Annotated in this window: 20 protein-coding genes; 8 read left to right on the forward strand and 12 right to left on the reverse strand. The window is 69.5% G+C overall.

The window, feature by feature from the left end; translation table 11 throughout:
- Nucleotides 1-17: 17 nt before the first annotated feature.
- Together ACFVAE_RS17770 and ACFVAE_RS17775 are read left to right on the forward strand one after the other, a co-directional pair.
- Complete coding sequence (locus tag ACFVAE_RS17770; RefSeq protein ID WP_378895146.1) at nucleotides 18-407, forward strand: MerR family transcriptional regulator; 390 nt, start codon at nucleotides 18-20, stop codon at nucleotides 405-407.
- A 51-nt stretch (nucleotides 408-458) separates the two neighbouring features.
- On the forward strand, nucleotides 459-1,361 hold the full coding sequence (locus ACFVAE_RS17775; RefSeq protein WP_378895149.1) for an aldose 1-epimerase family protein: 903 nt from the start codon (nucleotides 459-461) through the stop codon (nucleotides 1,359-1,361).
- Nucleotides 1,362-1,427: 66 nt separating this feature from the next.
- On the opposite strand, the gene ACFVAE_RS17780 is transcribed toward ACFVAE_RS17775, so the two are convergent.
- Genes ACFVAE_RS17780 through ACFVAE_RS17800 form a run of 5 tightly spaced genes read right to left on the reverse strand, consistent with a single transcriptional unit; the run spans nucleotide 1,428 to nucleotide 7,597 of the window.
- Entirely contained in the window at nucleotides 1,428-3,188 is a 1,761-nt protein-coding gene (locus ACFVAE_RS17780; protein WP_378895152.1) for a beta-galactosidase family protein, read from the reverse strand.
- Nucleotides 3,185-4,060 (reverse strand): carbohydrate ABC transporter permease, encoded by an 876-nt coding sequence (locus tag ACFVAE_RS17785; protein WP_378895155.1) that lies wholly within the window; start codon nucleotides 4,058-4,060, stop codon nucleotides 3,185-3,187. Before ACFVAE_RS17785 ends, ACFVAE_RS17780 begins: the two co-directional genes overlap by 4 nt.
- Complete coding sequence (locus ACFVAE_RS17790; RefSeq protein WP_378895158.1) at nucleotides 4,057-5,031, reverse strand: carbohydrate ABC transporter permease; 975 nt, start codon at nucleotides 5,029-5,031, stop codon at nucleotides 4,057-4,059. Before ACFVAE_RS17790 ends, ACFVAE_RS17785 begins: the two co-directional genes overlap by 4 nt.
- A gap of 2 nt (nucleotides 5,032-5,033) precedes the next feature.
- A complete protein-coding gene (locus tag ACFVAE_RS17795; RefSeq protein WP_378895161.1) occupies nucleotides 5,034-6,323 on the reverse strand; it encodes an ABC transporter substrate-binding protein in 1,290 nt (429 codons plus the stop codon).
- Nucleotides 6,320-7,597: a Gfo/Idh/MocA family protein gene (locus tag ACFVAE_RS17800; protein ID WP_378895164.1), complete on the reverse strand. Its 1,278-nt coding sequence runs from the start codon at nucleotides 7,595-7,597 to the stop codon at nucleotides 6,320-6,322. The genes ACFVAE_RS17795 and ACFVAE_RS17800 overlap by 4 nt, the downstream gene beginning before the upstream one ends.
- A 137-nt stretch (nucleotides 7,598-7,734) precedes the next feature.
- Between ACFVAE_RS17800 and ACFVAE_RS17805 the strand changes: the two genes are divergently transcribed.
- Together ACFVAE_RS17805 and ACFVAE_RS17810 are read left to right on the forward strand one after the other, a co-directional pair.
- Nucleotides 7,735-8,808 (forward strand): ROK family protein, encoded by a 1,074-nt coding sequence (locus ACFVAE_RS17805; protein WP_378895167.1) that lies wholly within the window; start codon nucleotides 7,735-7,737, stop codon nucleotides 8,806-8,808.
- An 80-nt stretch (nucleotides 8,809-8,888) separates the two neighbouring features.
- Nucleotides 8,889-10,916, forward strand: coding sequence for a right-handed parallel beta-helix repeat-containing protein (locus tag ACFVAE_RS17810; protein ID WP_378895170.1), 2,028 nt, complete (start codon nucleotides 8,889-8,891; stop codon nucleotides 10,914-10,916).
- Nucleotides 10,917-11,103: 187 nt separating this feature from the next.
- On the opposite strand, the gene ACFVAE_RS17815 is transcribed toward ACFVAE_RS17810, so the two are convergent.
- From ACFVAE_RS17815 to ACFVAE_RS17830, 4 genes are all read right to left on the reverse strand, one after another.
- On the reverse strand, nucleotides 11,104-14,658 hold the full coding sequence (locus tag ACFVAE_RS17815; RefSeq protein WP_378895172.1) for an efflux RND transporter permease subunit: 3,555 nt from the start codon (nucleotides 14,656-14,658) through the stop codon (nucleotides 11,104-11,106).
- 13 nt (nucleotides 14,659-14,671) lie between these two features.
- Nucleotides 14,672-15,232 (reverse strand): TetR/AcrR family transcriptional regulator, encoded by a 561-nt coding sequence (locus ACFVAE_RS17820; RefSeq protein ID WP_378895175.1) that lies wholly within the window; start codon nucleotides 15,230-15,232, stop codon nucleotides 14,672-14,674.
- A 66-nt stretch (nucleotides 15,233-15,298) separates the two neighbouring features.
- Nucleotides 15,299-15,658 (reverse strand): fluoride efflux transporter FluC, encoded by a 360-nt coding sequence (locus ACFVAE_RS17825; protein ID WP_378895178.1) that lies wholly within the window; start codon nucleotides 15,656-15,658, stop codon nucleotides 15,299-15,301.
- Entirely contained in the window at nucleotides 15,655-16,026 is a 372-nt protein-coding gene (locus ACFVAE_RS17830) for a fluoride efflux transporter FluC (RefSeq protein WP_378859922.1), read from the reverse strand. Before ACFVAE_RS17830 ends, ACFVAE_RS17825 begins: the two co-directional genes overlap by 4 nt.
- A gap of 56 nt (nucleotides 16,027-16,082) precedes the next feature.
- Here ACFVAE_RS17830 and ACFVAE_RS17835 point away from each other — a divergent pair, with 56 nt between their 5' ends.
- The 3 genes from ACFVAE_RS17835 (at nucleotide 16,083) to ACFVAE_RS17845 (ending at nucleotide 18,623) form a co-directional block, all read left to right on the forward strand.
- The gene (locus ACFVAE_RS17835) at nucleotides 16,083-16,565 is read left to right on the forward strand and encodes a nucleoside deaminase (RefSeq protein ID WP_378895180.1); all 483 of its coding nucleotides are present in this window, start codon (nucleotides 16,083-16,085) and stop codon (nucleotides 16,563-16,565) included.
- Entirely contained in the window at nucleotides 16,562-17,884 is a 1,323-nt protein-coding gene (gene codB, locus ACFVAE_RS17840) for a cytosine permease (protein ID WP_378895183.1), read from the forward strand. The genes ACFVAE_RS17835 and codB overlap by 4 nt, the downstream gene beginning before the upstream one ends.
- Nucleotides 17,885-17,984: 100 nt before the next feature.
- The gene (locus tag ACFVAE_RS17845) at nucleotides 17,985-18,623 is read left to right on the forward strand and encodes a Pr6Pr family membrane protein (protein WP_378895186.1); all 639 of its coding nucleotides are present in this window, start codon (nucleotides 17,985-17,987) and stop codon (nucleotides 18,621-18,623) included.
- 1 nt (nucleotide 18,624) lies between these two features.
- On the opposite strand, the gene ACFVAE_RS17850 is transcribed toward ACFVAE_RS17845, so the two are convergent.
- Nucleotides 18,625-20,028, reverse strand: coding sequence for an FAD-dependent oxidoreductase (locus ACFVAE_RS17850; RefSeq protein WP_378895189.1), 1,404 nt, complete (start codon nucleotides 20,026-20,028; stop codon nucleotides 18,625-18,627).
- Nucleotides 20,029-20,157: 129 nt separating this feature from the next.
- Here ACFVAE_RS17850 and ACFVAE_RS17855 point away from each other — a divergent pair, with 129 nt between their 5' ends.
- The gene (locus ACFVAE_RS17855) at nucleotides 20,158-20,682 is read left to right on the forward strand and encodes a hypothetical protein (protein ID WP_378895192.1); all 525 of its coding nucleotides are present in this window, start codon (nucleotides 20,158-20,160) and stop codon (nucleotides 20,680-20,682) included.
- A gap of 65 nt (nucleotides 20,683-20,747) precedes the next feature.
- Here the strand turns inward: ACFVAE_RS17855 and ACFVAE_RS17860 are convergent, their stop codons facing one another.
- Nucleotides 20,748-21,935, reverse strand: a complete 1,188-nt coding sequence (locus tag ACFVAE_RS17860) for a Gfo/Idh/MocA family protein (protein ID WP_378895195.1) — start codon at nucleotides 21,933-21,935, stop codon at nucleotides 20,748-20,750.
- A 20-nt stretch (nucleotides 21,936-21,955) separates the two neighbouring features.
- Nucleotides 21,956-23,338: an alpha-L-fucosidase gene (locus ACFVAE_RS17865; RefSeq protein WP_378895198.1), complete on the reverse strand. Its 1,383-nt coding sequence runs from the start codon at nucleotides 23,336-23,338 to the stop codon at nucleotides 21,956-21,958.
- Nucleotides 23,339-23,475: the final 137 nt, after the last annotated feature.

Below are 23,475 nucleotides of genomic sequence, written 5' to 3' on the forward strand. Positions count from 1 at the left end.
AGATCGATCGGAGACTCATGAAGATCGGCGAACTCGCGGAGCGCGCGGGGGTCTCTCCCCGCCTCGTCCGGTACTACGAGCAGCAGTCCCTGCTCGCCCCGCACCGCGAGCCCAACGGCTACCGCACCTACGACGAGGCGCACGTGGAGCAGGTGCGGCGCATCGCCGGCCTCGTGCAGTCCGGGCTGACCACGCGGCTGGTCAAGGAGATACTCGCGCTCGACGACGCCGCGGCGATGCATCAGCCGACCTGCCCGCGCACCGTCGCCGAGATGCTCGCCACCGAGCTCGACGGGATCGAGGAGCGCATCGCCTGCCTCAGCCGCAGCCGGGACGCCATCCGCGACTACCTCCGGCGCAGCGACCACGCCGCGATCCTCGACGAGCGCGCCGCCACGAAGGCCTGACCCGCGCGAGACCGTGCCCGACGACCCCCGCTGCCGCCGTACGATGACCAGGTGACCTCCCCCACCGGCATCCAGCATCATCTTCGTCGTGGCGACGTGACCGCGCAGATCGCGCAGGTCGGTGCGTCGCTGCGCCACCTGACCGTCGGCGGGGTCGACATCGTGCCCCCGTATCCCGAGGACCAGCCCACGCCGATGTGCTCGGGAGTCGTGCTCGCGCCCTGGCCGAACCGCATCCGCGACGGCCTCTGGCAGGACGGCGACACCGAGCGCGCGCTCGCGATCACCGAGCCGAAGCTGCACAACGCCAGCCACGGGCTGCTCCGGTTCGCAGCGTACGAGGCCGCGTCGGTCGCGGAGGACGCCGTCGCGCTACGAGCGACGATCGTGCCGCAGACCGGGTACCCGTATCTGATCGAGACGACCGTCACGTACACGCTGACGGATGCCGGGATCGACGTGGAGCACACGCTCGTGAACCGATCAGATGCTCCCGCAGCGGTCGCGCTGGGCACCCATCCGTATCTGACCATCGGCGACGTCGATCCGCGCGAGCTCGTGCTGCGCGTGCCGGCCGCGACGTACTTCGAGACCGACGAGCGGATGCTGCCGGTCGGCGAGTCCCCGGTCTCGGGCGGCACGGATCTGCGCGAGGGCCGGCGACTCGGCGACGTCGAGCTGGACACCGGCTTCGCGACGCTGCTGCGCGACCACGACGGTGCCGTTCGAACCTCGCTGACGGCCCCCGACGGGCGCAGCGTCGAGCTCTGGCAGGGCGAGGGCTTCGATTACCTGCAGGTCTACACGTCGGACCGCTACCCCGGGCAGGCTCTCGCGGTCGCGATCGAGCCGATGACCGCGCCCGCGGAGGCGTTCAACTCCGGCCGCGGCGTGCGCCGCCTCGCTGCCGGCGAGGCATGGACGCTGCACTGGGGCATCCGCTTCTCGGGCTGAACCCGGCGGCCGACGCAAGGTGAGACATGAGGCAGTCCTGGGCGGCGATCGCCGCCCAGGAGCACCTCAGGCCTTCCACTCCTCGTAGTCGGTCACCGCGCCGAGCTCCGGCACGTCGCGGATCTCGATCGTGTCGCCGCGACGCTCCATCTCGAGGACCACGATCTCATTGCGCCCCGCACGCCACAGCGGCGCGGGCGCGTACAGGGTGAGCTGCGGCCCGATCTCCCAGTGCCGTCCGAGCAGGAAGCCGTTCAGCCACACGAAGCCCTTGCCCCAGCCGGGGAAGGCGAGGTGCGCGTCAGCCGGTGCGTCCAGCTCGACGGCCGCGCGCGAGACCCCCGCGACATCGCCGTCGGCGACACCGGCGAACTCCGGCATCCGGTCCAATTCGGCCGAGGCGTGCTGCCAGCCGGTGACCTTGCGCACACCGGACCCCTGCAGCAGCACGTCGCCGAGGATGCCCTTGCCCTCGCCGAGCAGCGGCCCGTAGTTCACCCGTCCCTGACTCTCCACGACGATGTCGAGCCGTCGACGCTCGCCGGTTCCGCGGACCGTCAGCGATTCCGCGGGCGCGTTGCGAGACAGGATGCCGAGGCGCTCGCCGTCGAGGAACACCGTGGCCCGATCGGCGAGACCGGTGATCCGCAGCTCGACCTCGCCGCGCGGGAGGATCGGCGTCGCGATGTAGTGGGTCAGACCACCGCTCTGCCTGAGCCGCTCCATGCTCAGCGGCAGCGGCGCCTCCGGTCCGGCCTCAGCGAGCGCGTCCAGCACCGGCAGCAGGCCGGCACCGTGCTCGACCGCCAACCGCCGCGGTGCGAGGAAGACGGGATCGGCCGGATGTGCCGGCGGCTGTTCACCCGACGCGGTCACGAACACCTCACGCAGCGCGTGGAACTTCTCCGTGAGCCTGCCGTCCTCGGCGACCGCGGCATCCGAGTCGTAGGACGTGACCGTCGGCTGGTGCTGCCCGTCGAAGTGATTCGCACCCGACCACAGTCCGAAATTCGTGCCGCCGTGCGCCATGTAGACGTTCACCGAGCCGCCAGCCTGCAGGATCTCCGCCACCGGCCCGGCGGCGTTGGCACCAGGGCGACGATGATGCTCCTCGCCCCAGTGGTCGAACCAGCCCGCCCAGTACTCGCCGCAGAAGAACGGTGTGCCGGGCAAGCGCTCCTCCAGGAAGCGCATCGCATCGGCGGGACGGCTGCCGAAGTTCAGCGTCGGCGTGATCCCGGGCAGCGTGCCTCCGTCGACCATGAGATCGGTCGGGCCGTCCGAGGTGAACAGCGGCACGTCGATGCCGCCGTCGCGGAGGGCGTCGCGGATCGCGCGCAGATACTCCGCGTCGTCCGCGAACGAGCCGTACTCGTTCTCGACCTGCACCGCGATCACCGGCCCGCCGTGCGTGGCCTGCAGCGGCGCGATGCGTGGCAGCAGATCGGCGAAGAACTCCCGCACGGGCGTGAGGAATGCAGGATCCGCCGTGCGCAGCGCCACCGGGCCGTCGAAGCCCAGCCAGGCCGGCAGCCCGCCGGCCTCCCACTCGGCGCAGATGTAGGGACCAGGGCGCACGATGACGTCGAGCCCCGCGGAGCTCGCGAGTTCGATGAACCGCGGCAGGTCGCGCCATCCGGTGAAGTCCCGCTCACCGCGGCGCGGCTCATGGAAGTTCCACGCGACGTACGTCTCGACCGTGTTCAGTCCCAGTGCTGCGAGACGTGCCAACCGGTCCGCCCACTGCTCCGGATGCACACGGAAGTAGTGCACGGCCCCGGAGAGCACCTGACGCTCGTCGATCCACCGTGATCCCGCTGCGCTCATTTGCCGATACCCGCCGTCATCCCGTCGATGATCCTCCTGCCCACCCAGAGATACAGCACGATCATCGGGAACACGAGGATCGCGATGCCCGCGAACAGACCGCCCCAGTCCGAGCTGTACCGCATCGCGGACTGCAGGTTCAGCAGAGCGACGGGCAGGGTGCGCTGCGAGGACTCCGAGATCACGAGCATCACCAGCAGCGCGGAGTTCCACAGCCCGATGATGTTCAGCACAAGCACCGTGGTCAGCCCGGGCTTCGCGAGCGGGATGATCACGCTGCGGAACAGCCGCACGGCTCCTGCGCCGTCGACCTCGGCGGCCTCCTCGACCTCGTTCGGCAGCGATCGGAAGAACCCGGACAGCACGAACACCGCGAACGGCAGCGAGAACACGACCTCGAACACGAGCAGGGTGATCCGGTCGTCCCACCAGCCGGTGACCCAGTCGATCATGAAGGTGCTGACGCCCAGCTTGGCGACGACGATCGGCACCGCGAGCGTCTGCAGCGGAATCGACAGGCCCATCGCGAAGTAGGCGATCATCGGGCTGGCGATGGCGCGCGTCGAGCGGGCCAGAACGTAGGCGGCAGGGGCGGCGAGCGCGACGATGAGCAGCGCGCCGAGACCGGTGATGACGACGCTGTTCAACGCCGCGGCGGAGAACTGGCCGATCTCCCAGACCGTCGCGTAGTTCTGCCACTGCGGCGACTTCGGCAGCCCGAACGGGTCGAGAACGACCTCGCTCGGTGTCTTGAGCGATTGGATGCCGATCCACACGACGAACACCAGATTGAACAGCACCCACAGCCAGAGCAGGGCGACGGTGACGGAGGGGAAGAACACGTTCCCCAGGAAGCGACGGGTCGCCCTCATGACAGCTCCACTCTCTCGCGCTTGGTGATGCGCCGCACGAGGACGATGAGGATGACGGTGAGCAGAGTGACGATGATGCCCATCGCCGCTCCGGAGCCGAGGTCGGGCACGCTGCCGCTGACGACGATGGCGTTGTACTGCTGCACGGCGATCGTGCGGGCCTGCAGCGGCGGGGCGCCGGCGGCACCGCCGGTGGTGAAGGCGATCACGATCTCGAAGATCTTCAGGCTGTTGACCACCCAGAGCACCGCAGCGACGGCGAACACGTCCCAGGTCAGGGGCAGGGTGATCAGCCGGAACTTCTGCCACAGCGTGGCTCCGGCCAGGTCGGCCGCTTCGTAGAGGGTGTCCGGGATGGAGTCCATCGCCGAGATCATCAGGGCGATGTAGAGACCTGTCGACGACCACACGATTCCGGCGATGATGCATCCGAACACCATGTCGGGACCGAGGAATCCGATCGGCGGGATGCCGAGAGCCCCCAGCAGCTTGTTGACGATGCCGTCGGGGTTCAGCATGAAGCCGACCGCCGCGCCGACCGCGATCGGCGAGACGATCACCGGCAGGAAGACGACCGACTGGATGAACGCCCGGCCCTTCAGCCCTCGCAGGACCATCATCGTCAGGAACGTGATGCCGAAGACCAGCACACCGCTGACGATCGCCATGACGAAGGTGTTCGACAGGGATCGCAGGAACGCCTCGTTGCGGAACAGCGAGACGTAGTTCTGAAGCCCGCGCCACGTCATCTCGGATCCGGGGCCGGCCCACTTCGTGAAGCTGACCCACAGCCCGTAGAACGAGGGCAGCACGAAGATGAACGTGTAGAGCACGAGTGCCGGGGTGAGGAAGCCCCAGAACGCCCGTTCGCGTGCGGGACGGAGTCGCGGGCGCTTCTTCCCCTGGCTCCTCTCCGGCGCCGGGGCGGGCGCGGTGATCGCACCCGCCCCGGTCTCCACGGCGGTGGACATCGTCACTGCGCCGCCAGGAACTGCGCGGTCTTGTCCTTGCCCTGGGCGAGGAAATCGGCCGCGCTGATCTTGCCGCTGAGCAGCTGATCGTCCAGAGGCAGGAACAGGTCGTTCCACCAGGACTTGTTCCCGGCCGCGGTGTCGTAGGTGAGGTGCACGGCCTTCGCATCGGCGATCGCGGTCTGCGCGGTCTTCAGTGCCTCGGGAGCGTCGACGTCGCCGCGGGCCGGGATGTTCTTCGCCTCGGAGGAGATCAGGCCCTGGTACTTCTCCTGCGCGAAGAACGCGAGGAACTTCTTGGCGACGTCGGGATGCTTGCCCTTGGCGTTCACGGCGAGGCCGAGCGAGCCGACCTCGACCGACTGCTTCCCACCGACGGGAAGCTGGAAGGAGCTGATCTTCGCGCCCTCAGGCGTTGCCGGGGCGACCTCGCTGGCCAGCCAGGTGCCGTTGATGTTCAGGTCGCACTTGCCCTGGATCCAGTCGTTCTGCGCAGCCGGGTACTTGGTCGCCATGAAGTTCGGCTGGAAGTAGTCGCCCGCAGCCAACTGCGCCACGCGTTCGGCGGCCTCCTTCACCTCGGGATCGTCCCAGGCCTCGGCCTTCTGCTGCAGGGCGAGCAGGCTGCCCGCGCCGTTCGCGTTCAGCAGCGCCGACGAGAACCAGTACACGTTGTAGAACGGCACGGTGCCGTCCTGGCAGATCGGCACTCGGCCCGAGGCTTTCGCCGAGTCGAGGTAGGCGATGAACTCGTCCCAGCTCTTCGGCGGGTTGGATGCCAGGTCGGGATGCTTCGCCGCGTCGAACCAGACCGCGGTCGAGATCGCAGTGTGCGGCATGAACCCGAGCCCGTCCTTGTCGGAGGCGGCCTTCAGGACCGACTCCGGGTAGGTCTCGCCGACGGTCTTCCCCTCACCGGGGATCTCCATCTTCAGCACGTCGTCGAGCGTCAGCGCGAGATTCTGCGCACGCCAGGCGGGGAGGTTGTCAGATCCGGCGTCGAACATGTCGGGCCCCTTACCGGCCGCGATCTCGGTGTTCAGCGCGTCGCCACCGGTGCGTCCGAGGAACTCGACCTCGACCTTGACGTCCTCGGCCTTCGCGAAATCGTCCAGGGCGGTCTGCAGGATCTTCGCTTGCGGCTCCTCCTTGCTCCAGATCGAGCGGTAGACGAGCACCTGCTCGCCCTCGGACGTCGCTCCGCCGTTCTTCTGACCACATCCGGCCAAGGTCAGGGTGATTGCACCCACGGCGGCCATCGCCGTGAGGACGCGGATCGTCTTGTGCTTCATCGCTTTGCCTCTCCTTGTATTCCCATCGTCACGACGGTGCTGTCGCGACGCGCAGCCTCTGCTGCCCACACCACGCGATGGCTGTCCAGGCTCGCCCTGCCATCCGTGAGAACCAGTCCGGGGTCGCCCTCGCGGACGGCCCGGAAGAACGCCTCGGCCAGCGCCTCGTCGGCGCCACCGTGTCCACCCGCCATGGAGGCGTCGTCACCGTCGCCGGTGTCGATCTCGGTGCGGGTGTCGGTGAGGAAGTCATGGATGCGCAGCATCCGCCCGTCCCCTTCGATCGATCCCTCGGTGCCGAAGATGCGCGTCTTCCGGTGCTCGAGAGCGGCGAAAGCGGTAACAGTGACCGTCGCGGTCGCCCCGGACGGGAACTCCAGTGCGACCACCTGGTTGTCGACCACATCGTTGTCGGAGGCGTAGACGCATCGACCGTAGGGGCCGTCGCGCAGCGCCTTCTCCACGCCGGCGGGCGTCGCGTCGGTCGTGACCGCCGACAGCGGCCAGAACTCCTTCTCGGGGTCTCCGAGGCAACCCAGGTAGAACTCCTTCGCGGAGTACGCGCAGCTGCTGCTCAGCGGGCACTCCCAGCACCGGTCAGCCGCACCCTCCGGACGGTTCTCGGCGCGGAAGTGGTTCAGCGAGCCGAACGACGACACCCGTCGCGGGACCGCACCCATCACGTAGGTGATCCAGTCCAGGTCGTGGCAGGCCTTGGCGAGCAGCATCGAGGTGGACTCGTCCTCGCGACGCCAGTTGCCCCGCACGAAGGAGTGCGCGAAGTGCCACCAGCCCACCTGCTCGAGGTGCTGGACGTCGATGATGCGCCCCACGATCCCCTCGGCGAGCAGCGTCATCAGTCGTCGCGTGTAGGCGGAGTACCTCATCACGTGGCAGACGGCCAGCATCACCCCGTTGCGCTCGGCGGCCTCGACGATCGTCGTGGCCTCCTCCTCGGTCGGCGCCATCGGCTTCTCGAGCAGGATGTGGTAGCCGAGGTCGGCGGCGGCGACGGCCGGTTCGAGGTGCATCCGGTCCTGTGTCGCCACGATCACGGCATCGGCAAGGCGGCCGGCATCCAGCAGCGCGGTCCAGTCGTCGAAGATCTTGTCGGGTTCGATCCCGTACTCACGGGCGAACCACTCGCGACGCGACGGGTCTGGCTCTGCGACGGCCACGATCCGCGCCGCCCCCGTCCGCTTCGCCTCGGCGGCGTAGACCGAGCTGCGCAGTCCGGCGCCGATCACGGCGACGGTGGGGATGCTGCCTTCCATCCACGCTCCTTTGCGATGCATACTTTTTAAAGAACCCTTCATTAATATAGAAATCGTATGATTCTGTCAACACAGGGAGGTAACGGATGCGGGCTGGGGACACATCGCGGTTGCGGCGCCAGAACACGATCGTCGCTATGCGCGCGCTTCGCACCAGGGGCGCCATCGGCTTGACGGAGCTCGCGCAGGAGACCGGGCTGTCGCGCCCCACCGCCGAGGGCATCGTCGACGCCCTGTCCGACAGCGGATGGATCGTGGAGGAGCCGGCGCCGGCCGGCCAGCCGGGGCGCCCAGGGCGCGTCTACTCCCTGCGTGCCGACGGCGCCTACGTGCTCGGGATCGACATCGGCTCGGCGACCGTGCGCGCCGCCGTCGCCGATGCGACGGGAGCCGTACTGGCGGAGCAGACCGTCGCCGTCGACCCCGCCGCAGGTCGCGACGATCGACTGACCGCGACCCACAGCACCGCACTCGCCGCCGTCGCCGCATCCGGCCTCTCCCCCGAGATGCTCGCCGCAGTCTGCGTCGGCACCACAGGGACGGTGAGTGCCGACGGCAAGGTCTCCCTCTCCGACGCGCTGCCGGGCTGGACCGGCACGGACCTGGCCGGCTCTCTCGCCGAGATCTTCAGCTGCCCGATCCGCGTCGAGAACGACTGCCATCTCGCCGCTGCCGCCGAGGCCTGGGCGGGCGTCGCGGCGGGGCGCAGCAACATCGTCTACATCCACTGCGGCCTTCGCACCGGCGCCGGCATCCTCATCGACGGTCGTGTCTATCGCGGCGCGCACGGGATGTCGGGCGAGATCGGCGCACTGCGCCTGCTGGGCTGGCACCGCGCGTCCGCGCATCTGGCCGGCGCGCACTCGCACGGTGCGGTCGACGTGTTCACCCGGGCAGCGCAGGGCGACCCTGACGCGGAGCGGGCGGTGCACGGTTACGCCTCAGACCTCGCAGAGGGGATCGCGGCACTCGTGCTCACCCTCGACCCCGAGGTGGTGGTTCTCGGCGGCGGCATCTCCGGGGCCGGCGACCGCCTGGTCACCCCGCTGCGAGCCGCGCTGACGGAGATGTGCCTGACGACACCGGAGCTCGCGATCTCGGCACTGGGGGATCGTGCGGTGCTGACCGGCTCCCTCAAGCACGCGATCGACCTGTTCGAGTCGAGGCTCTACGACCCGGACCACCCGCTCATCCCCGCGGTCGCGCGCTGAATCGGCGATCAGGGGTTGACGGACCCGCCCTCCTCTGCTGTTAATAAACCTTGTTTAATTATTAACTTCGGAGGAGTGCGATGCGATATTCATCGAAGACGCTGACCGGCGTCGTAACGACCCTGTTGGCCGCGGGGGCGCTGACAGCCGCACCGGCGCTGGGCGCCGCCGCGGACACCGGCGACGCCCCCGAGACGTTCTACGTCTCACCGAACGGACGCGACACCGCGGACGGGCACACCCCCGGCACCGCGTGGCGCAGCCTCGACAGGGTGAACGCCACGGAGCTCGACCCCGGTGACCGCGTGCTGTTCGCCGCCGGTGGCCGCTGGGACGGGCAGCTCGCGCCGCAGGGGTCCGGCACCGCGGGCGCGCCGATCACGATCGGGGCATTCGGCACCGGCGCGAAGCCGCTCATCGCCGGCGGCGGCGACGTCGACGCGGCGATCAAGATCTCCGACCAGGAGAACGTCGTGGTCTCCGGGTTCGAGGTCACCAACAAGGGCGCGGGAACCTCGCCGCGCATCGGCATCCAGGTCACGGCCCGCGATCACGGCGAGGTCGAGAACATCACCGTCACGGGCAACTACGTGCACGGCATCCAGGGTGTCGACAGCGGTTCCAACGCATCGAACCCCTCCGCGGGCGGCATCATCGTCTCGGCCCTGGGCCAGACCACGCCGACCTACTATCGCAACGTCACCATCACCGGCAATGAAGTCGCCGACTCCCGCTCCTACGGCATCGTCACCTGGTCGTCGTGGATGCAGCGCGAGGGCTGGAACGACCTCTGGGACTTCATGCCGGTCCCGGCGGACGGCTACCGCCCGTACGTGCCGAGCCTCGGGGTGAAGGTCAGCGACAACTACGTGCACGACATCTCCGCGGGCGGCATCACCGTGATGCAGGCCGCCGGGGCGCTCATCTCGCACAACCGCGTCGACAAGACCGCGCAGAACCACGGCAACGTGGGCATCTGGTGGGCGGACACCGACGACATCCTCGTGGAGTACAACGAGGTGTCCGGCACCAAGTACTGGGGCCTCGCCAGCGACGGCAACGCGTTCGACGCCGACGCCTCGGCGCACGACAGCATCGTGCAGTACAACTACAGCCACGACAACGAGGGCGGATTCTTCATCGCGGTGTCGACGGGCACCGCGCCGGCCGAGGCGGTCATCCGCTACAACGTGAGCCAGGGCGACGCCAACGAGGTGTTCGCCTTCTCGACCAACGCCCGCAACATCGACGTGTACAACAACACGATCTGGGCGACCGAGACCGACTTCATCGACGGACATCCCGACCGGGCCGAGTTCAGCCTGGTGAAGGTGTGGCGCGACACCGTGAAGAACGTGAAGTTCCGCAACAACGTCATCCACAACTCCGCGAACCTGCCGTATCGCGACAGCGCCGCCGTGACCTACGACCGCAACATCTACTCCACCGGGCCCGTGCCGGCGCGGGACACCACTGCGATCGTCGCCGACGCCGGGCTGACCGCTCCGGGCGCGGCGACGGGGATCGACGACCTCGGCGGCTACAAGCCGCGGAAGGACTCCCCCGCCATCGCCGCAGGGCTCACGGTTCCCCGCAACGGCGGCGCGGACGTCATCGGTACACCGCTGCCCTCCGGCATGCCCGACATCGGCGCGGTGCAGCGTCGCGCCGGCGAGGGCCGGGACGAGGACGCCGCCACCGCCGTGGCATCCGCCGCGAACGGCCAGGGCACTGTGCCAGCCGCCGTCGCCGACGGCAGCGACCTGTCCCCCTGGGCGAGTGCGACGGACGTGACGCTGCCGACGACACTCGACGTGACATTCCCGAGCCGCCGCAAGATCGCCGAGATCGAGCTCTCGGCGATCTTCGGCGCAGATCAGGGCGTCACAACCCTCGACGTGCAGGTTCCCGACGGCAGGGGCGGGTGGCGCACCGCCCTCTCGAACGCGAAGGTCGCCTGGACAGGTTCGTCCGCCACGCTCGAGAGGCACGCGCTGAAGCTGCCGCATCCCGAGCACGCGTCCGCCGTCCGCCTGGTGATCCGCTCGGCGAACCAGACGTGGGGCAACATCGCGGTGAGCGAGATCGGCACGATCTCCGGGCGCTGAAGCCGCACCCGGAACGAGGAATCCCCCGCCAGGCATCGCCTGGCGGGGGATTGTCGTCCCAGGTCGCGGTAGGAGTCGGTACCGCCGCCCCGGCTGTATCCAGGTCGGCGACAGAGCCGGGCACGAAGGAAAGAGCCGCCCGGCCCGGACACCTCACGGCACCCGGAGCCGGACGGCTCAGCGCGGATCAGCCGTGGTTCACGTCGTTCGCGGACGGGATGCCGCGGCCGCGCAGCTCGCGGCGGGTGAGCGCCTGCTCCTCCTGGTTGGCGTTCGCGGCCACGATCGCGGACGCTGCGGCAGCAGCGGCCGCGGCCGCGGCGGCGGCGGATGCGGCAGCCGCGGCAGCCATCGCCGAGGAGGATGCCGCCGAGGGTGCGGCCGGAGCGTCGTACACCGTCGGGTGCGCGGCAGGCTGCTGCCGGGCGACATCCGTCGCCGCGGTCTCGGGCGCTTCTGATTCCGCATCCGGGGCAGGCGCGACCGTCGCGGGTTCCATCGGCACGTGCGCGATCGGCCTGGACGCGCTTCGCGGTGCGCCGTCGGCCGGTCCGCCCGACGTCTCTGCCGCTGCGTCGGACCCGACGGCGGCTCCGACGAACGCGGGCACCGCCTCCGCGCCAGAGCTCGGCCCACCGGCATCCGGTCCCTCATCCACGGACGGAGCCGAACCGGCGTCGCCACCGCGCTTGGCGGCACGGCGCGCGGCGCGGCGATCCTTCGCCCCCTCGACGAGGTTGTACAGCGTCGGCAGCACGATCAGCGTCAGCACGGTCGACGACACCAGGCCGCCGATCACGACGATCGCGAGCGGCTGCGAGATGAACCCGCCGTGACCGGTGATGCCCAGTGCCATCGGCGTCAGCGCGAAGATCGTCGCCAGCGCCGTCATGAGGATCGGACGCAGACGCTTCTCGCCACCGGCGAGCACCGCCTCGGGCACCGACAGCCCCTTGTGCCGGTACTGGTTCACCAGGTCGACGAGCACGATCGCGTTCGTCACCACGATGCCGATGAGCATCAGCACGCCGATCAGCGAGGCGACGCCGAGCGGCACGCCCGTGACGATCTGCAGCAGGATCGCGCCGGTCGCCGCGAACGGCACCGAGACGAGCAGCAGCAGCGGCTGACGCAGCGACTTGAACGTCGCCACCATCACCACGTAGACGATCAGGATCGCCGCGAGCATCGCGAGCCCGAGCTGGCCGAACGAGTCGGCCTGCTGCGAGGCGACGCCACCCACCTCGACGCTGGCGCCGGCGGGCAGGTCGACCTTGTCGATCGCCGCGTTCACCGACGCAGTCGCGACGGCGAGGTCGTCGGATGCCGGCGGCACGGTGATCGTCGCGGTGCGCTTGCCGCGCTCCGTGGTGATCGAGGTCGGGCCCTCGCTCTGCGAGACCGTCGCCACGTCCTTCAGCTTCGCAGGGCCGATCGGAGTGAGGATCGTCATGTCCTCCAGCGAGGCCACCGTGGTCGGCGGCTCGGGGTCGGCGAGGTAGACGGTCAGCGCAGTGTCGTCGATCTCGACCGAGCCGATCTGCTGCGGACGCATCGCGTCGGAGACCATCGAACCGACGGCCACCTCGGACAGCCCGTGCGCCGCCGCCTTCTCCCGGTCGACCGCGACGGAGATGTACGGCAGCGAGGCGGCGAGGTTGTCCGTCACCTTGCCGATTCCTTCGCGTCCGTCGAGCTCCTTCTTCATCGCATCGGTCGCGGTCTGCAGGTCGTCGGCGTTCGACGCGGTGACGGTGATCTCGATGTCGCTCGAGCCGAAGCCCTGCGACGCGGCGACGGAGACGTCGCCCACACCGTCGAGGTCGTCCACGGCGTCCTGCACGTCGGCGCGCAGTTTCTCCTGGTCGGCGTCCGCGTCAGTCAGGATCGAGTAGGTGATGCCCGCTCCGCCCGAGAACGCGTCCCGCAGCGCGGAGCCGCTGGAGCCGATCGAGACCTGCACGTGCGTGATGCCGTCCACGCCCTCGAGGGCGTCCTCGACCTTCGCGGCGGCATCCGACTGCGCCTGCAGGCTGGCCGTCGGGCCGAGGTCCTGCGTGACCGTCATGGTGTTCTGGCCGGAGTCGCTGAGGAAGTTCACCTTCATCAGCGGGGCCAGCGCCAGGGTGCCGATGAGCACCACGACCGCGATGGCGACAGTCGAGGCCGAGTGCTTGAGTGTCCAGCTCAGGATCGGCGTGTAGATCTTCTGCAGCGGCGTCGGCGGGGCCGCCGGGTCCTCCGGATCGACCCGATTGCCCTGCTCATCGAGCAGCGGCTTGCCGGGCCTGAGGAACCAGTACGCCAGCACCGGCACGATCGTCAGCGCGACGAACAGGGATGCCGCCATCGCGATCGTCACCGTCATCGCGAACGGCCGGAACAGTTCGCCGACCATGTCGCCGACGAAGACGATCGGCAGGAACACCGCGACGGTGACGATCGTCGACGCGGTGACCGCGGATGCCACCTCCTTCACCGCGAGCCGGATCGCGTCGCCCTTGTCGGCGCCCTCGACGTAGTGTCTCTTGATGTTCTCGATGACGACGATCGAGTCGTCGACCACGCGTCCGATCGCGATCGTCAGAGCGCCGAGGGTCAGCACGTTCAGTGTGTAGCCGAACGTCTGCAGCCCGATGAAGGTGATCAGCACCGACGTCGGGATCGAGATCGCGGTGACCAGCGTCGAGCGGATCGACAGCAGGAACACCAGGATGACGACCACGGCGAAGGCGAGTCCGAGCAGGCCCTCCGTGGCCAACGAGTCGATGGACTGCTGGATGAACGGCGCCTGGTCGAAGATGATCGTGAAGGTGGCGTCCGGGAAGGACTTCTCCAGATCATCGAGCACGTCCTGCACGCCCTTGGACACGTCGACCGTGTTCGCGGCGGGCAGCTTGGTGACGGCGATCGACAGCGCGTCCTTGCCGTCCACCCGGGAGATCGAGGTGACCGGGTCGGCCTCCTGCTTCACCGTCGCGACATCGCCGATCGTGGCATCCGTGCCGACCAGGGGCAGGTCGGCGATCTCGCCCGCCGATGCCAGCTTCGAGCCGGTCTGCACGGTGTAGGTGTTCTCGCCCTCGGTGATGGATCCACCCGGGAACAGCACGCCGTTCTGCTGCATGGCCTGCGTGATCATCTGGGTCGTGGCGTGATGCTCGGCGAGCTTCGCGTCATCCGGCGTGATGGTGACGCGCTGTCCGGTGCCGCCGACGATCTCGGCGGCGTTGACGCCCTTGACGTCCTCGATCTTGGGGATCGCGACGTTCTCGAGGTCGGTCTGCGCGGTCTGGGCGTCGTCGAAGCCGGTGACCGCGATCTGGATCACCGGGAAGTCGTCGATCGACACCGACAGCACCTGGGGCTCGACATCCGTCGGCAGCTGCTGCGAGATGCGGTTGATCGCCTGCTGCATCTTCTGCTCGGCGGTGGCCAGGTTGGTGCCGTAGGTGAAGGTCGCCTGCACGATCGACGCGTTGGTCGTGCTGGTCGCCGTGGTCGATTCGAGTCCCGGCACGCCCTGGATGGCGGTCTCGATCGGCGTGGACACGTCGTTCTCGACGACCTCCGGCGAGGCACCGGGGTAGTTCGACATCACGACGAGCGCAGGCAGCTCGAGGGAGGGGATCAGCTCCTGTTTCAGGTTCGTCAGCGCGAGCCCGCCGAAGACGGCGGCGACGATGGTGATCAGCGCGATCAGTGCGCGGTTGCGCAGGCTGAAGACGGCGAGTTTCGACATGGGTCTCTCCAGGTCAGGGGATTGGCGCGCCGAGGATGCCGGCGAGAGCGGATTCGATGATGTGCTGCGGAAGCGGATCATCGTTGATCTGCGTGTACCAGAGGATGCCGTCGATGAAGACGGATGCCGCCACGGCGCGTTCCGCGCCGTGTTCCGGCTCGAGGAAGGAGGCGACCTGCTCCGACCAGCGCCGGGCCATCGCGCGCAGCTGCGGGTCGCGGACGGCGGCGGTCACCACGGCGCGATCGGTCTGCACGGCCGCGGCGTCGACCAGGGCGGCGTGGATGATCTCGGCGAGCACGGCCGGAGAGGCCCCGCGTTCGGCGAGGGCGGTGCGCAGCACCTCCATCTGCTCCTCGACGTGATCGATCATCAGCTGCAGCGCGGCGGCGCGCAGGTCGTCGAGCGTGTCGAAGTACTGGGTCGTCGCGCCGAGCGGCACGGCGGCACGGGAGGCGATCATGCGGTGGGTGACGGCGTCGACGCCGACCTCGGTGATCAGCTCGGCGGTCGCCTCGACGATGGCGCGACGGCGCGCTTCAGGATCGCGTCTGCGGCGCTCGGGTTCCTGCATCCGCCCCTCCTGGACATCCGTACATGTACGTTTGTACATTTCGCGGCTGTGCCCCTGCTGGGAGGGTCAGAGAGAGGCGCCGACGGCGAGGCCGGCGAAGGCGGCCGCCAGGCCGAGCACGAGCATGCCGACGGCGTTGAAGACGGATGCCCGGCGCTCACCGTCACGCCAGAGCGCGACGGTGTCGAGCATCGCGGTGCTGAAGGTCGTGTACCCGCCGAGGAAGCCGGTGCCGACGACGAAGGATGCCTCCGGCAGCCCGCCCACGATCACCCCGAGCGCGAACGACCCGGTGAGGTTGATCAGGAACACGCCCCACGGAAAACGGGTGCCGGTGAGCTTCGCGACACCGACGTCGATGAGGTAGCGGATCCCCGCCCCGAGGCCTCCGGCGAGCGCGGCGAGCACGAACACGAGAGGCGTCATGACGCCCCTCCCCGCTCGCGTCGGAAAAGGTGCAGCCCTGCGGCGGCCGCGGCGATGCCGAGCACGAGACTGCCGAGGGCGTAGCCGGCGGCGAGCACCGGCTGCGCGGTCCAGAGCGTCGCCGTGCCGACCATGAAGGAGCTGTAGGTGGTGAAGCCGCCGAGGATGCCGGTGCCGAGGAACAGCCGCCGCTTGGTGGCGGGCAGCCGGGCGGTGAGCACGCCCAGCAGGAACGCGCCCACGATGTTGGCGACGAGCACCGAGAGCGGGAGGCCCCCGGCGTCAGGAAGGGCGAGCCCCAGCAGCATCCGCAGCGCGACCCCCAGCGTGCCGCCCGCGGCGACGATGAGGGCGCGGGCAAGGATCACCCGGCCCACTCTACGCGGCGCCCGGACGGCCGATGCCTCCCGTTTACGATGGAATCATGCAGCTGAACACGGACGATCGTCGCTTCCTGGATCTGGCCATCGAACAGGCGAGGATCGGCTGGGACGAGGGCGGCATCCCGATCGGCGCCGTGCTCGTGCACAACGGAGAGGTGCTCGCCACCGGCCGCAACCGCCGGGTGCAGCAGGGCAGCGTGATCCGGCACGGTGAGACCGACTGCCTGGAGAACGCCGGGCGCCTGCCCGCCCGCGTGTACCGCGAGAGCGTGCTCTACACGACCCTCTCGCCCTGCTACATGTGCGCGGGGACCGCGACCCTCTACGAGATCCCGCGCATCGTCATCGGGGAGAACCGCAGCTTCCAGGAGTCGGAGGCGTGGCTGCGCTCGAACGGCAAGGAGCTCGTCATCGCCGACGACGAGGACTGCATCGCGCTCATGGATCGAATGATGAGCGAGCGTCCGGAGCTCTGGGCGGAGGACATCGGCGTCGAGGCGAGCGACCTCGGGCCACGCGCGTGAGCGCCGCCGCTCCCGGATCCGGGGCCGCCGACCTCACCGAGGACGCCGGGCGCCCCGTCGATCCCGATTACCCCGTCACGCCTGTCCCCGCGCACGCGCGCAAGGGATTCTTCTCGCTCGCCGTCGTGCTGCTCGGCTTCACCGTGTTCACGCCGACGATGCTGGCCGGTGCGGCGCTCGGAAAGTCGTTCGGCCTGACCGACCTGCTGCTCATCATCCTGATCGGGTCCCTGGTGCTCGGCGGGTACGTGGCCGTGCTCGGCTGGATCGGTGCGCGCACCGGCCTGACCACCGTGGTGATGGCGCGGTACACGCTCGGCACCGGAGGCTCGAAGCTGGCGTCGATTCTGCTCGGCGGCACCCAGATCGGCTGGTACGGCGTCGTGGTCGGCACGATCGGCGACCTCACCGCGCAGGCGCTCGGCTGGGACTCGTACCCGGCCCGCGCGGCGATCATGATCGTCGTCAGCGCACTCATGTGCGTGACCGCCTGCTACGGATACCGCGGCATGTACTGGGTGTCGCTGGTGTCGACGCCGCTGATCCTCATCCTGGCGTTCTGGGTGATGTTCCGCTCGCTCGACGAGGTCGGCGGATGGGCAGGGCTCGCCGCCATCCACCCGACCGCGACGATGACGCTGGCCACCGCGGTCACGACCGTCGTCGGCACGTTCGTGTCGGCCGGCACCCAGGCCCCGAACTGGACCCGCTTCGGCCGCACCGGCACCCAGGCCGTGCTGGCCTGCGTGATCGGCTTCCTCATCGGCAACGGGCTGATGATCTTCTTCGGCGCGATCGGCGCGATCGCCTTCGACGAGGGCGACTTCGTGCTCGTGCTGTTCAACCTCGGGCTGGTCGGCTGGGGCCTGTTCCTGCTGTTCGGCAACCTGTGGAAGTCGAACGCCGACGCCGCCTACGCCTTCGGCGTCGCCGGTGCGGAGCTGTTCCGCCGTCCGCGCAAGGTGCCGTTCGTGATCGCCGGCTCCGTCATCGGCACCGGACTCGCCCTGATCGGCGTGCACGAGCACCTGCCGCAGTACCTGGGCCTGCTCGGCACGTTCATCCCGCCCCTGGGCGGCATCATCGTGGGCGACTACCTCGCACGCTGGCGGCGCACCCAGATGCCGGAGGGCGAGCCGCTCCCGGTCGTGAACCTGGTGAACCTCGGCGTCTACGTCGTCGCCTCGGCGCTGGCCTGGCTGTCCGGGCAGTACGGGATCGGCATCCCTCCGGTGATCGGCATCCTCGCGGCGCTGATCCTGTCGTTCGCGCTCGCGCGGTTCTCGCCGCGCCGCACGACGGGCTCCGCCCGCGCCTGAGAGCGGCGGGGCCGCCGCGCGGCGACGGCACCCGTCGCCGGTTCCGTAGACTCAGCCGGGTGACGTTCCCGCCGACCCGGACGAGGAGGGCGACGCGCGAGTGATCTCGAGAACGCTGTACGGATGGCTGCGCCTGCTGGCCGCGGCCGTGTGCGGCGCCGCCCTCGTGCACAGGATGTTCTGGGGCCTGGGCTCGCAGACCATCGCCGGGCAGAACTTCTTCGCTTACCTGACGATCGAGTCGAACATCGCCTACACGATCCTCGGGGTGGTGGCGGGGATCATCGCACTGCGGATGCCGGAGGACCCGCCCTGGCTGACCACCGCACGCGCGATCGTGCTGAGCTGGACCATCACGGCCGGGCTGGCGTTCGCGCTGATCGTCTGGCAGGCGGGCCTGCGCGGCATCCCGATCACCGTGCCCTGGTCCGACGTCGTGCTGCATTTCGTGCTGCCCGCGTGGGCGATCCTGGCCTGGATCCTCGGCCCCGGCCGCGCCCCGGCGCCGTGGCGGATCGTGCCCTACGTGCTGCTGTACCCGGTGATCTGGGGTCTGTTCACGATCTGGCGCGGCGGGATCATCGGCTGGTACCCGTACTACTTCCTCGACCCGCGGCAGGTGTCCGGCATCCCGGAGATGGTGGCGACCTGCGCGATCGCGCTGGGCATCTTCGCGATGGTCGCCTGCGGCCTGGTGCTGCTGAGCCGGATGCATCCGACCGAGGCGCGCGGGCTCTGACTCAGGGCGTGGACGACGGCGTCGGCGAGGGCGACGGCGTCTCGGTCGCGAAGAACATCAACGACTGCCGGGCGGTCGCCTCGGCATCCGCGTCGTTCAGCTTCGCGAACGCCTGGGCATCGGGGCCGCCTACCAGACCGACCAGCACGGGCTCGCCCGTCACCGGCTCGAGGTTGAGCCAGGTGCGGATCGGTCCGTCACCGCCGACGACGTGCCAGATCTGGGCATCGGCGTTCCAGAACGACTCATCGAAGCGCAGCCAGACCGTCTCGACGAAGCCGGAGCCGAGCGCGGCGATCGCCCCGCGATGCGCGAACGGCAGGGCGGGGGCGAACTCGATCGCCTGCTTCTGCAGCACGCCGAGCGGCACGGTCACGATCACGCGGTCGAAGGACAGCGATTCGCCGGTGCCGAGCCGCAGGCTGACTCCCGAGTCGTCGTAGGCGATGCGCATCACGGGCGACGCCTGGGTGACCTTCAGCCCCTTGAGCGCCTGCTCGACGATCATGCCGACATCGCCGGTCGCACCGGCCAGCGAGTCGGGCGCGAATGCCGGCGGGTACCAGCTGGACGCCTTGTCGACGTCGACGCCGGACGTCGCGGAGAGCCAGGCCAGCGCCGCGGCGAGCGCGGGATCTGACGGGTCGGCGCCGTTCCCGGTCAGGGCGTCGACGAGCGGCACATCCGTGGGGTCGCCTGCGGCCCGCTTCACGGCGGCGGCGATCGGGGCGCCGTCCACGGTGGGTGCAGCGCCGTTCTCCGACCATCCGGTCGCGGTGTCGAACTCGATCTGCTCGACTCCGAGGGCGGCGAGCCGGCTGCGCAGCGAGACCGTGTCGTCGGTGGTCGACAGCCAGGCGCCGAGCTGCACCGGGATGGGCCAGTCGTCGTCGACGACCGACTGGATGCGGCCGCCGAGGCGGTCGCGCGCCTCGAAGATCGTCACGTCGCGGCCGGCGTCCGCGAGGGTCTTCGCGGCGGTCGCGCCGGCGGCGCCGGCGCCGATCACGGCGATGCGCTCGCCCTGCTGCGACGCGGCGGATGCCGCGACGGCGGCGCGCCGTCCGGAGTCGACGGCGCCGATGACGGTGCCGGGGCGCTCCGCATCGAGGGCCTCACCCGCGAAGAACAGCCGGTCGCCGATCGGCCCGGCGAGGTCGGCGCGATGCTGCGGCGTCGCACCGGCGGGCAAGTAGCTCATCGCTCCGTGCGAGTACGGGTCGGTCGACCAGGTGCTGCGCTTCCAGTCGGCGGGCTTCGGCACGGCGCCGGTGGGGATGCTGGGCCGGGGGGTCGGCGCTGCCGTCGTCGCGGTCGGCTTGGGCTCCGGCGTGCATGCGGCGAGGAGCACGGCGACGGCGCCGGTTCCGGCACCGACGAGAAGAGTGCGACGCGTGATCTCCATCGTGGTGTCAGCCTATCCGTCTCGCGCTCCTGAGAAGCCGTCCAGAATTTTGGTATACCATTCTGAGTTCGCAGGGACCCGCCACTGCCGCCGAGTCTCGGACACCCGACCGACGACCCAGGAGGCATCATGAAACGCGCCCTTCTCCCCTCGCTCACCCTCGTCCTCGCTCTCGGCCTCGCCGGATGCTCCGGTGCCACTGCTGCGACGCCCGCCGGCGAAAGTGCGCCCGCCCCTGCGGCATCCGCTCCCGAGTCCTCCGCTCCCGCGACCGAGCCGGCGGATACCCCTGCCGAGCAGCCGACCACGGCCGGCGCAGGCGCCACCCCTGACACCGTGCGCACCGCGTACGAGGAGAGCAACCGCTCGGTGTTCACGCTCGACGCCGCCCAGGTGCAGGCGTTCACGGGCATCCCTGTCTCCGGCGACCACGCCGCGATCCTCGCCGCGTTCGGCGACACCGCGAGCTGGTCCGCCGACTCGCGCACCCAGCCCTACGCGAAGCTGATCACCGACGCGTTCGCCCGCGAGTCCGGCAGCGCGAACAACGCACTGCGCGCTTTGAACGACAACCCGACCGCGCTGCTGCGCGTGTACGTGTCGCACAACAGCCACGCGACCATCGCGCACATCGGCATCGACAACAAGAACTGACGCGGCTCCACCGACGAGTCAAGAGATGCGGCATCCGCAGTTCGGATGCCGCATCCTCTGACACCTCAGGCGGGAACCGGGGCCTCCTCGACCTGTCCCCGCTCGAAGTAGGCGATGAGCTCGGGATCGAGCGGAGGCACATCGATCGCCGAGCCGTCGCCGCGCAGCGACTGCGTGGCGAGGATGCCGGCCGCCACGGCCTCACGCGCAGCCACCGGCGAGGTCTCGGTCAGCCCGCCGTCGCGGACGAATCGCAGGAACTCCGCGACCAGCAGCCGGTCGGCACCGCCGTGCCCGGCATCCGCGACGTCGGGCACGATGAAGGTCTCGTCGGCCGCGGTGTAGCCGTTGTGGCGGCGGTTCCACAGCTTGACCTCGTCACCGGACCCGTCGCCGAAGTTCTCGATGCGTCCCTCCGTGCCGATGACGGTGTAGTTGCGCCAGTAGTCGGGCGCGAAGTGGCACTGCTGGTAGGACGCGAGGATGCCTCCGGCGAGGCGCATGTTCACCTGGGAGATATCCTCGACGTCGACCACCGGATGCAGGCCGGTCAGGGTCGCCGGCGGCCAGTTGTCCAGGCTGTACCAGTCGAACATCCGCTCGTCGCTGCGATCGCGGCGGTCGTCGATGTCGCCGTACACGCTGAGCTCGCCCATCGCGGAGACCCGCTCGCTGTACGCGCCGGCCAGCCAGTGGATGATGTCGATGTCGTGCGCACCCTTCTGCAGCAGCAGCGAGGTCGTCCGACGCCGGTCGGCGTGCCAGTCCTTGAAGTAGAAGTCACCCCCGTTGCCGACGAAGTGCCGCACCCAGATGGCCTTCACGTCGCCGATCCGGCCGTCCAGGATGAGCTGGCGCATGAGCGTGACCACCGGCATGTGCCGCATGTTGTGCCCGATGTAGAGCCTGCTTCCGGTGCGTCGCGCCGTCTCCAGCATCGCGTCGGCGTCGGCCAGGTCGATCGCGAGCGGCTTCTCGCAGAAGACCGGGATGCCTGCCTCGAGCACGCGGATCGTGATCGACGCGTGCAGGTCGTCGGGCGTCAGCACCATCACCGCGTCGACTCCGGATGCCAGCAGCTCGTCCAGCGAGTCCGTGATCATCGCCTCCGGCGCGAACTCCCGTGCCTCCCGCCTGGCGCGCTCCGACAGGTCGCACACCGCCGAGATCCGCGACCCGTCGCCCGGACGGTGCACCTCCTTGCGCAGCGAGGAGCGCAGTCCGAAGCCGATGATGCCGATGTTGAGATCCATACCTGTCCTTGTCTCGTGGTTCACATGTGAGCGGCGGCGCGATCCGAGACGCCGGCCGATGCCGCACCGAGCGCGATCTCGACCACGAAGGCGCGATCTGCAGCGAAGTCGGCAGGGATGACGACGTCGTAGTGGATCGCGGCGTCCAGGTCGAAACCGATGTCCGTGCGGCGCAGCTCCAGTTCCCGACCGGATGCCAGGAGTCGGGCCGACACCGGCACCCGCGGCGCATCCGAGGGGAATCGCAGCCGGGCGATGCCCGTCACGGGGCGGTTGACGATGGTGAGGAACACCCGGTCGCCGTCGCCCGTCAGCCACCCGAGAGGGGTCTCGTCGAGGTCGACGTGCCCGGCGTCGTAGACGGCGTCCGCGTTCTCGCGGACCCAGCCGCCGAGCTGCTCGGCGATCTTCCCCTCGTACGGAGTCATCCGGCCTTCGCCGTCCGGACCGAAGTTGACCACGAGGTTGCCGCCCATCGATCGGCACCGCATGAGCAGGTCGATGAGGTCGTCGGCGGTCTTCTGGTACTGATCGCCCGTGTCGCGCATGAAGCCCCAGGCGTTCGGCCCGATCGTCATCACGCCGTCCCAGTCGTGCCCGTCGAGCATCGCGTGGTCGGCGGGCAGCTTGCGCTCCCAGCCCTGCTCGTAGTCGCCGAGCAGACGGCCGTTCGAGTCGAAGTGCCGTGCGCCGTGCTCGTCGTTGCGGAACCGCGAACCGATGATGAGTCCGGGGCGCCGCTCGCGCAGCTCCTGCTCGAGCCGATGCGTGAACTCGTACGAGGCGACCCAGGAAGCATCCCAGGTGCCGTCGAACCACAGGCCCTTCGCCGCCGGATAGCGGTCCAGCAGCTCGAGCAGCTGCGCGCGGGTGTACTCCAGGAAGTCCTGCCAGCCGGCCCTCTCGGCGTCGTCGTCGGTCACCGTGGTCGTGTAGCCGGGGTGATGCCAGTCGAGCACGGAGAAATAGAGGAACACGTCGATGCCCTCGGCCGTGTACGCGTCGACCACCTCGCCGACGAGGTCGCGTCCGCACGGCGACTGCGCGACCGTGTAGTCGGAGTGCGCCGACGGCCAGAGCGCGAACCCGTCGTGGTGCTTGGTCGTGAAGATCATGTACCGCGCGCCCATCCGCTTCGCCTGCCGCGCCCACTCCCGGGCGTCCAGCTCCGTCGGATCGAACACCTCGTTCAGCCGGTCGTACGTCTGCGGCCAGTCCTCCGGCGCGTTCGGCCCCGACCAGGCCCTGATCCATTCCGGGGCGAGGCTCGCCGGCCGCTCTCCGTGCCACTCGTTGCCCGGGATCGAGTACAGCCCGAAGTGGATGAACTGCCCGAGCCCGTAGCGACGGAAGCGCCGCATGGCCTCGTCGTCGCGGTGGCCGACGAGAGGTCCGAAGCGCACCTCCACAGCGGCGTCCGCACTGCGGCTGCGCGTGGTCCAGGGGTTCGCGATCGCGGAAATGATGCGGCTCCGTTCTTCGTGTGCGTGCAGGTTCGCCCGCCCCGACGGTGAACACCCACCGTCGGGGCAGGACGTTG

Origin of the sequence: Microbacterium sp. NPDC057659, assembly GCF_042799915.1 — a bacterium.
GTDB lineage: Bacteria > Actinomycetota > Actinomycetes > Actinomycetales > Microbacteriaceae > Microbacterium.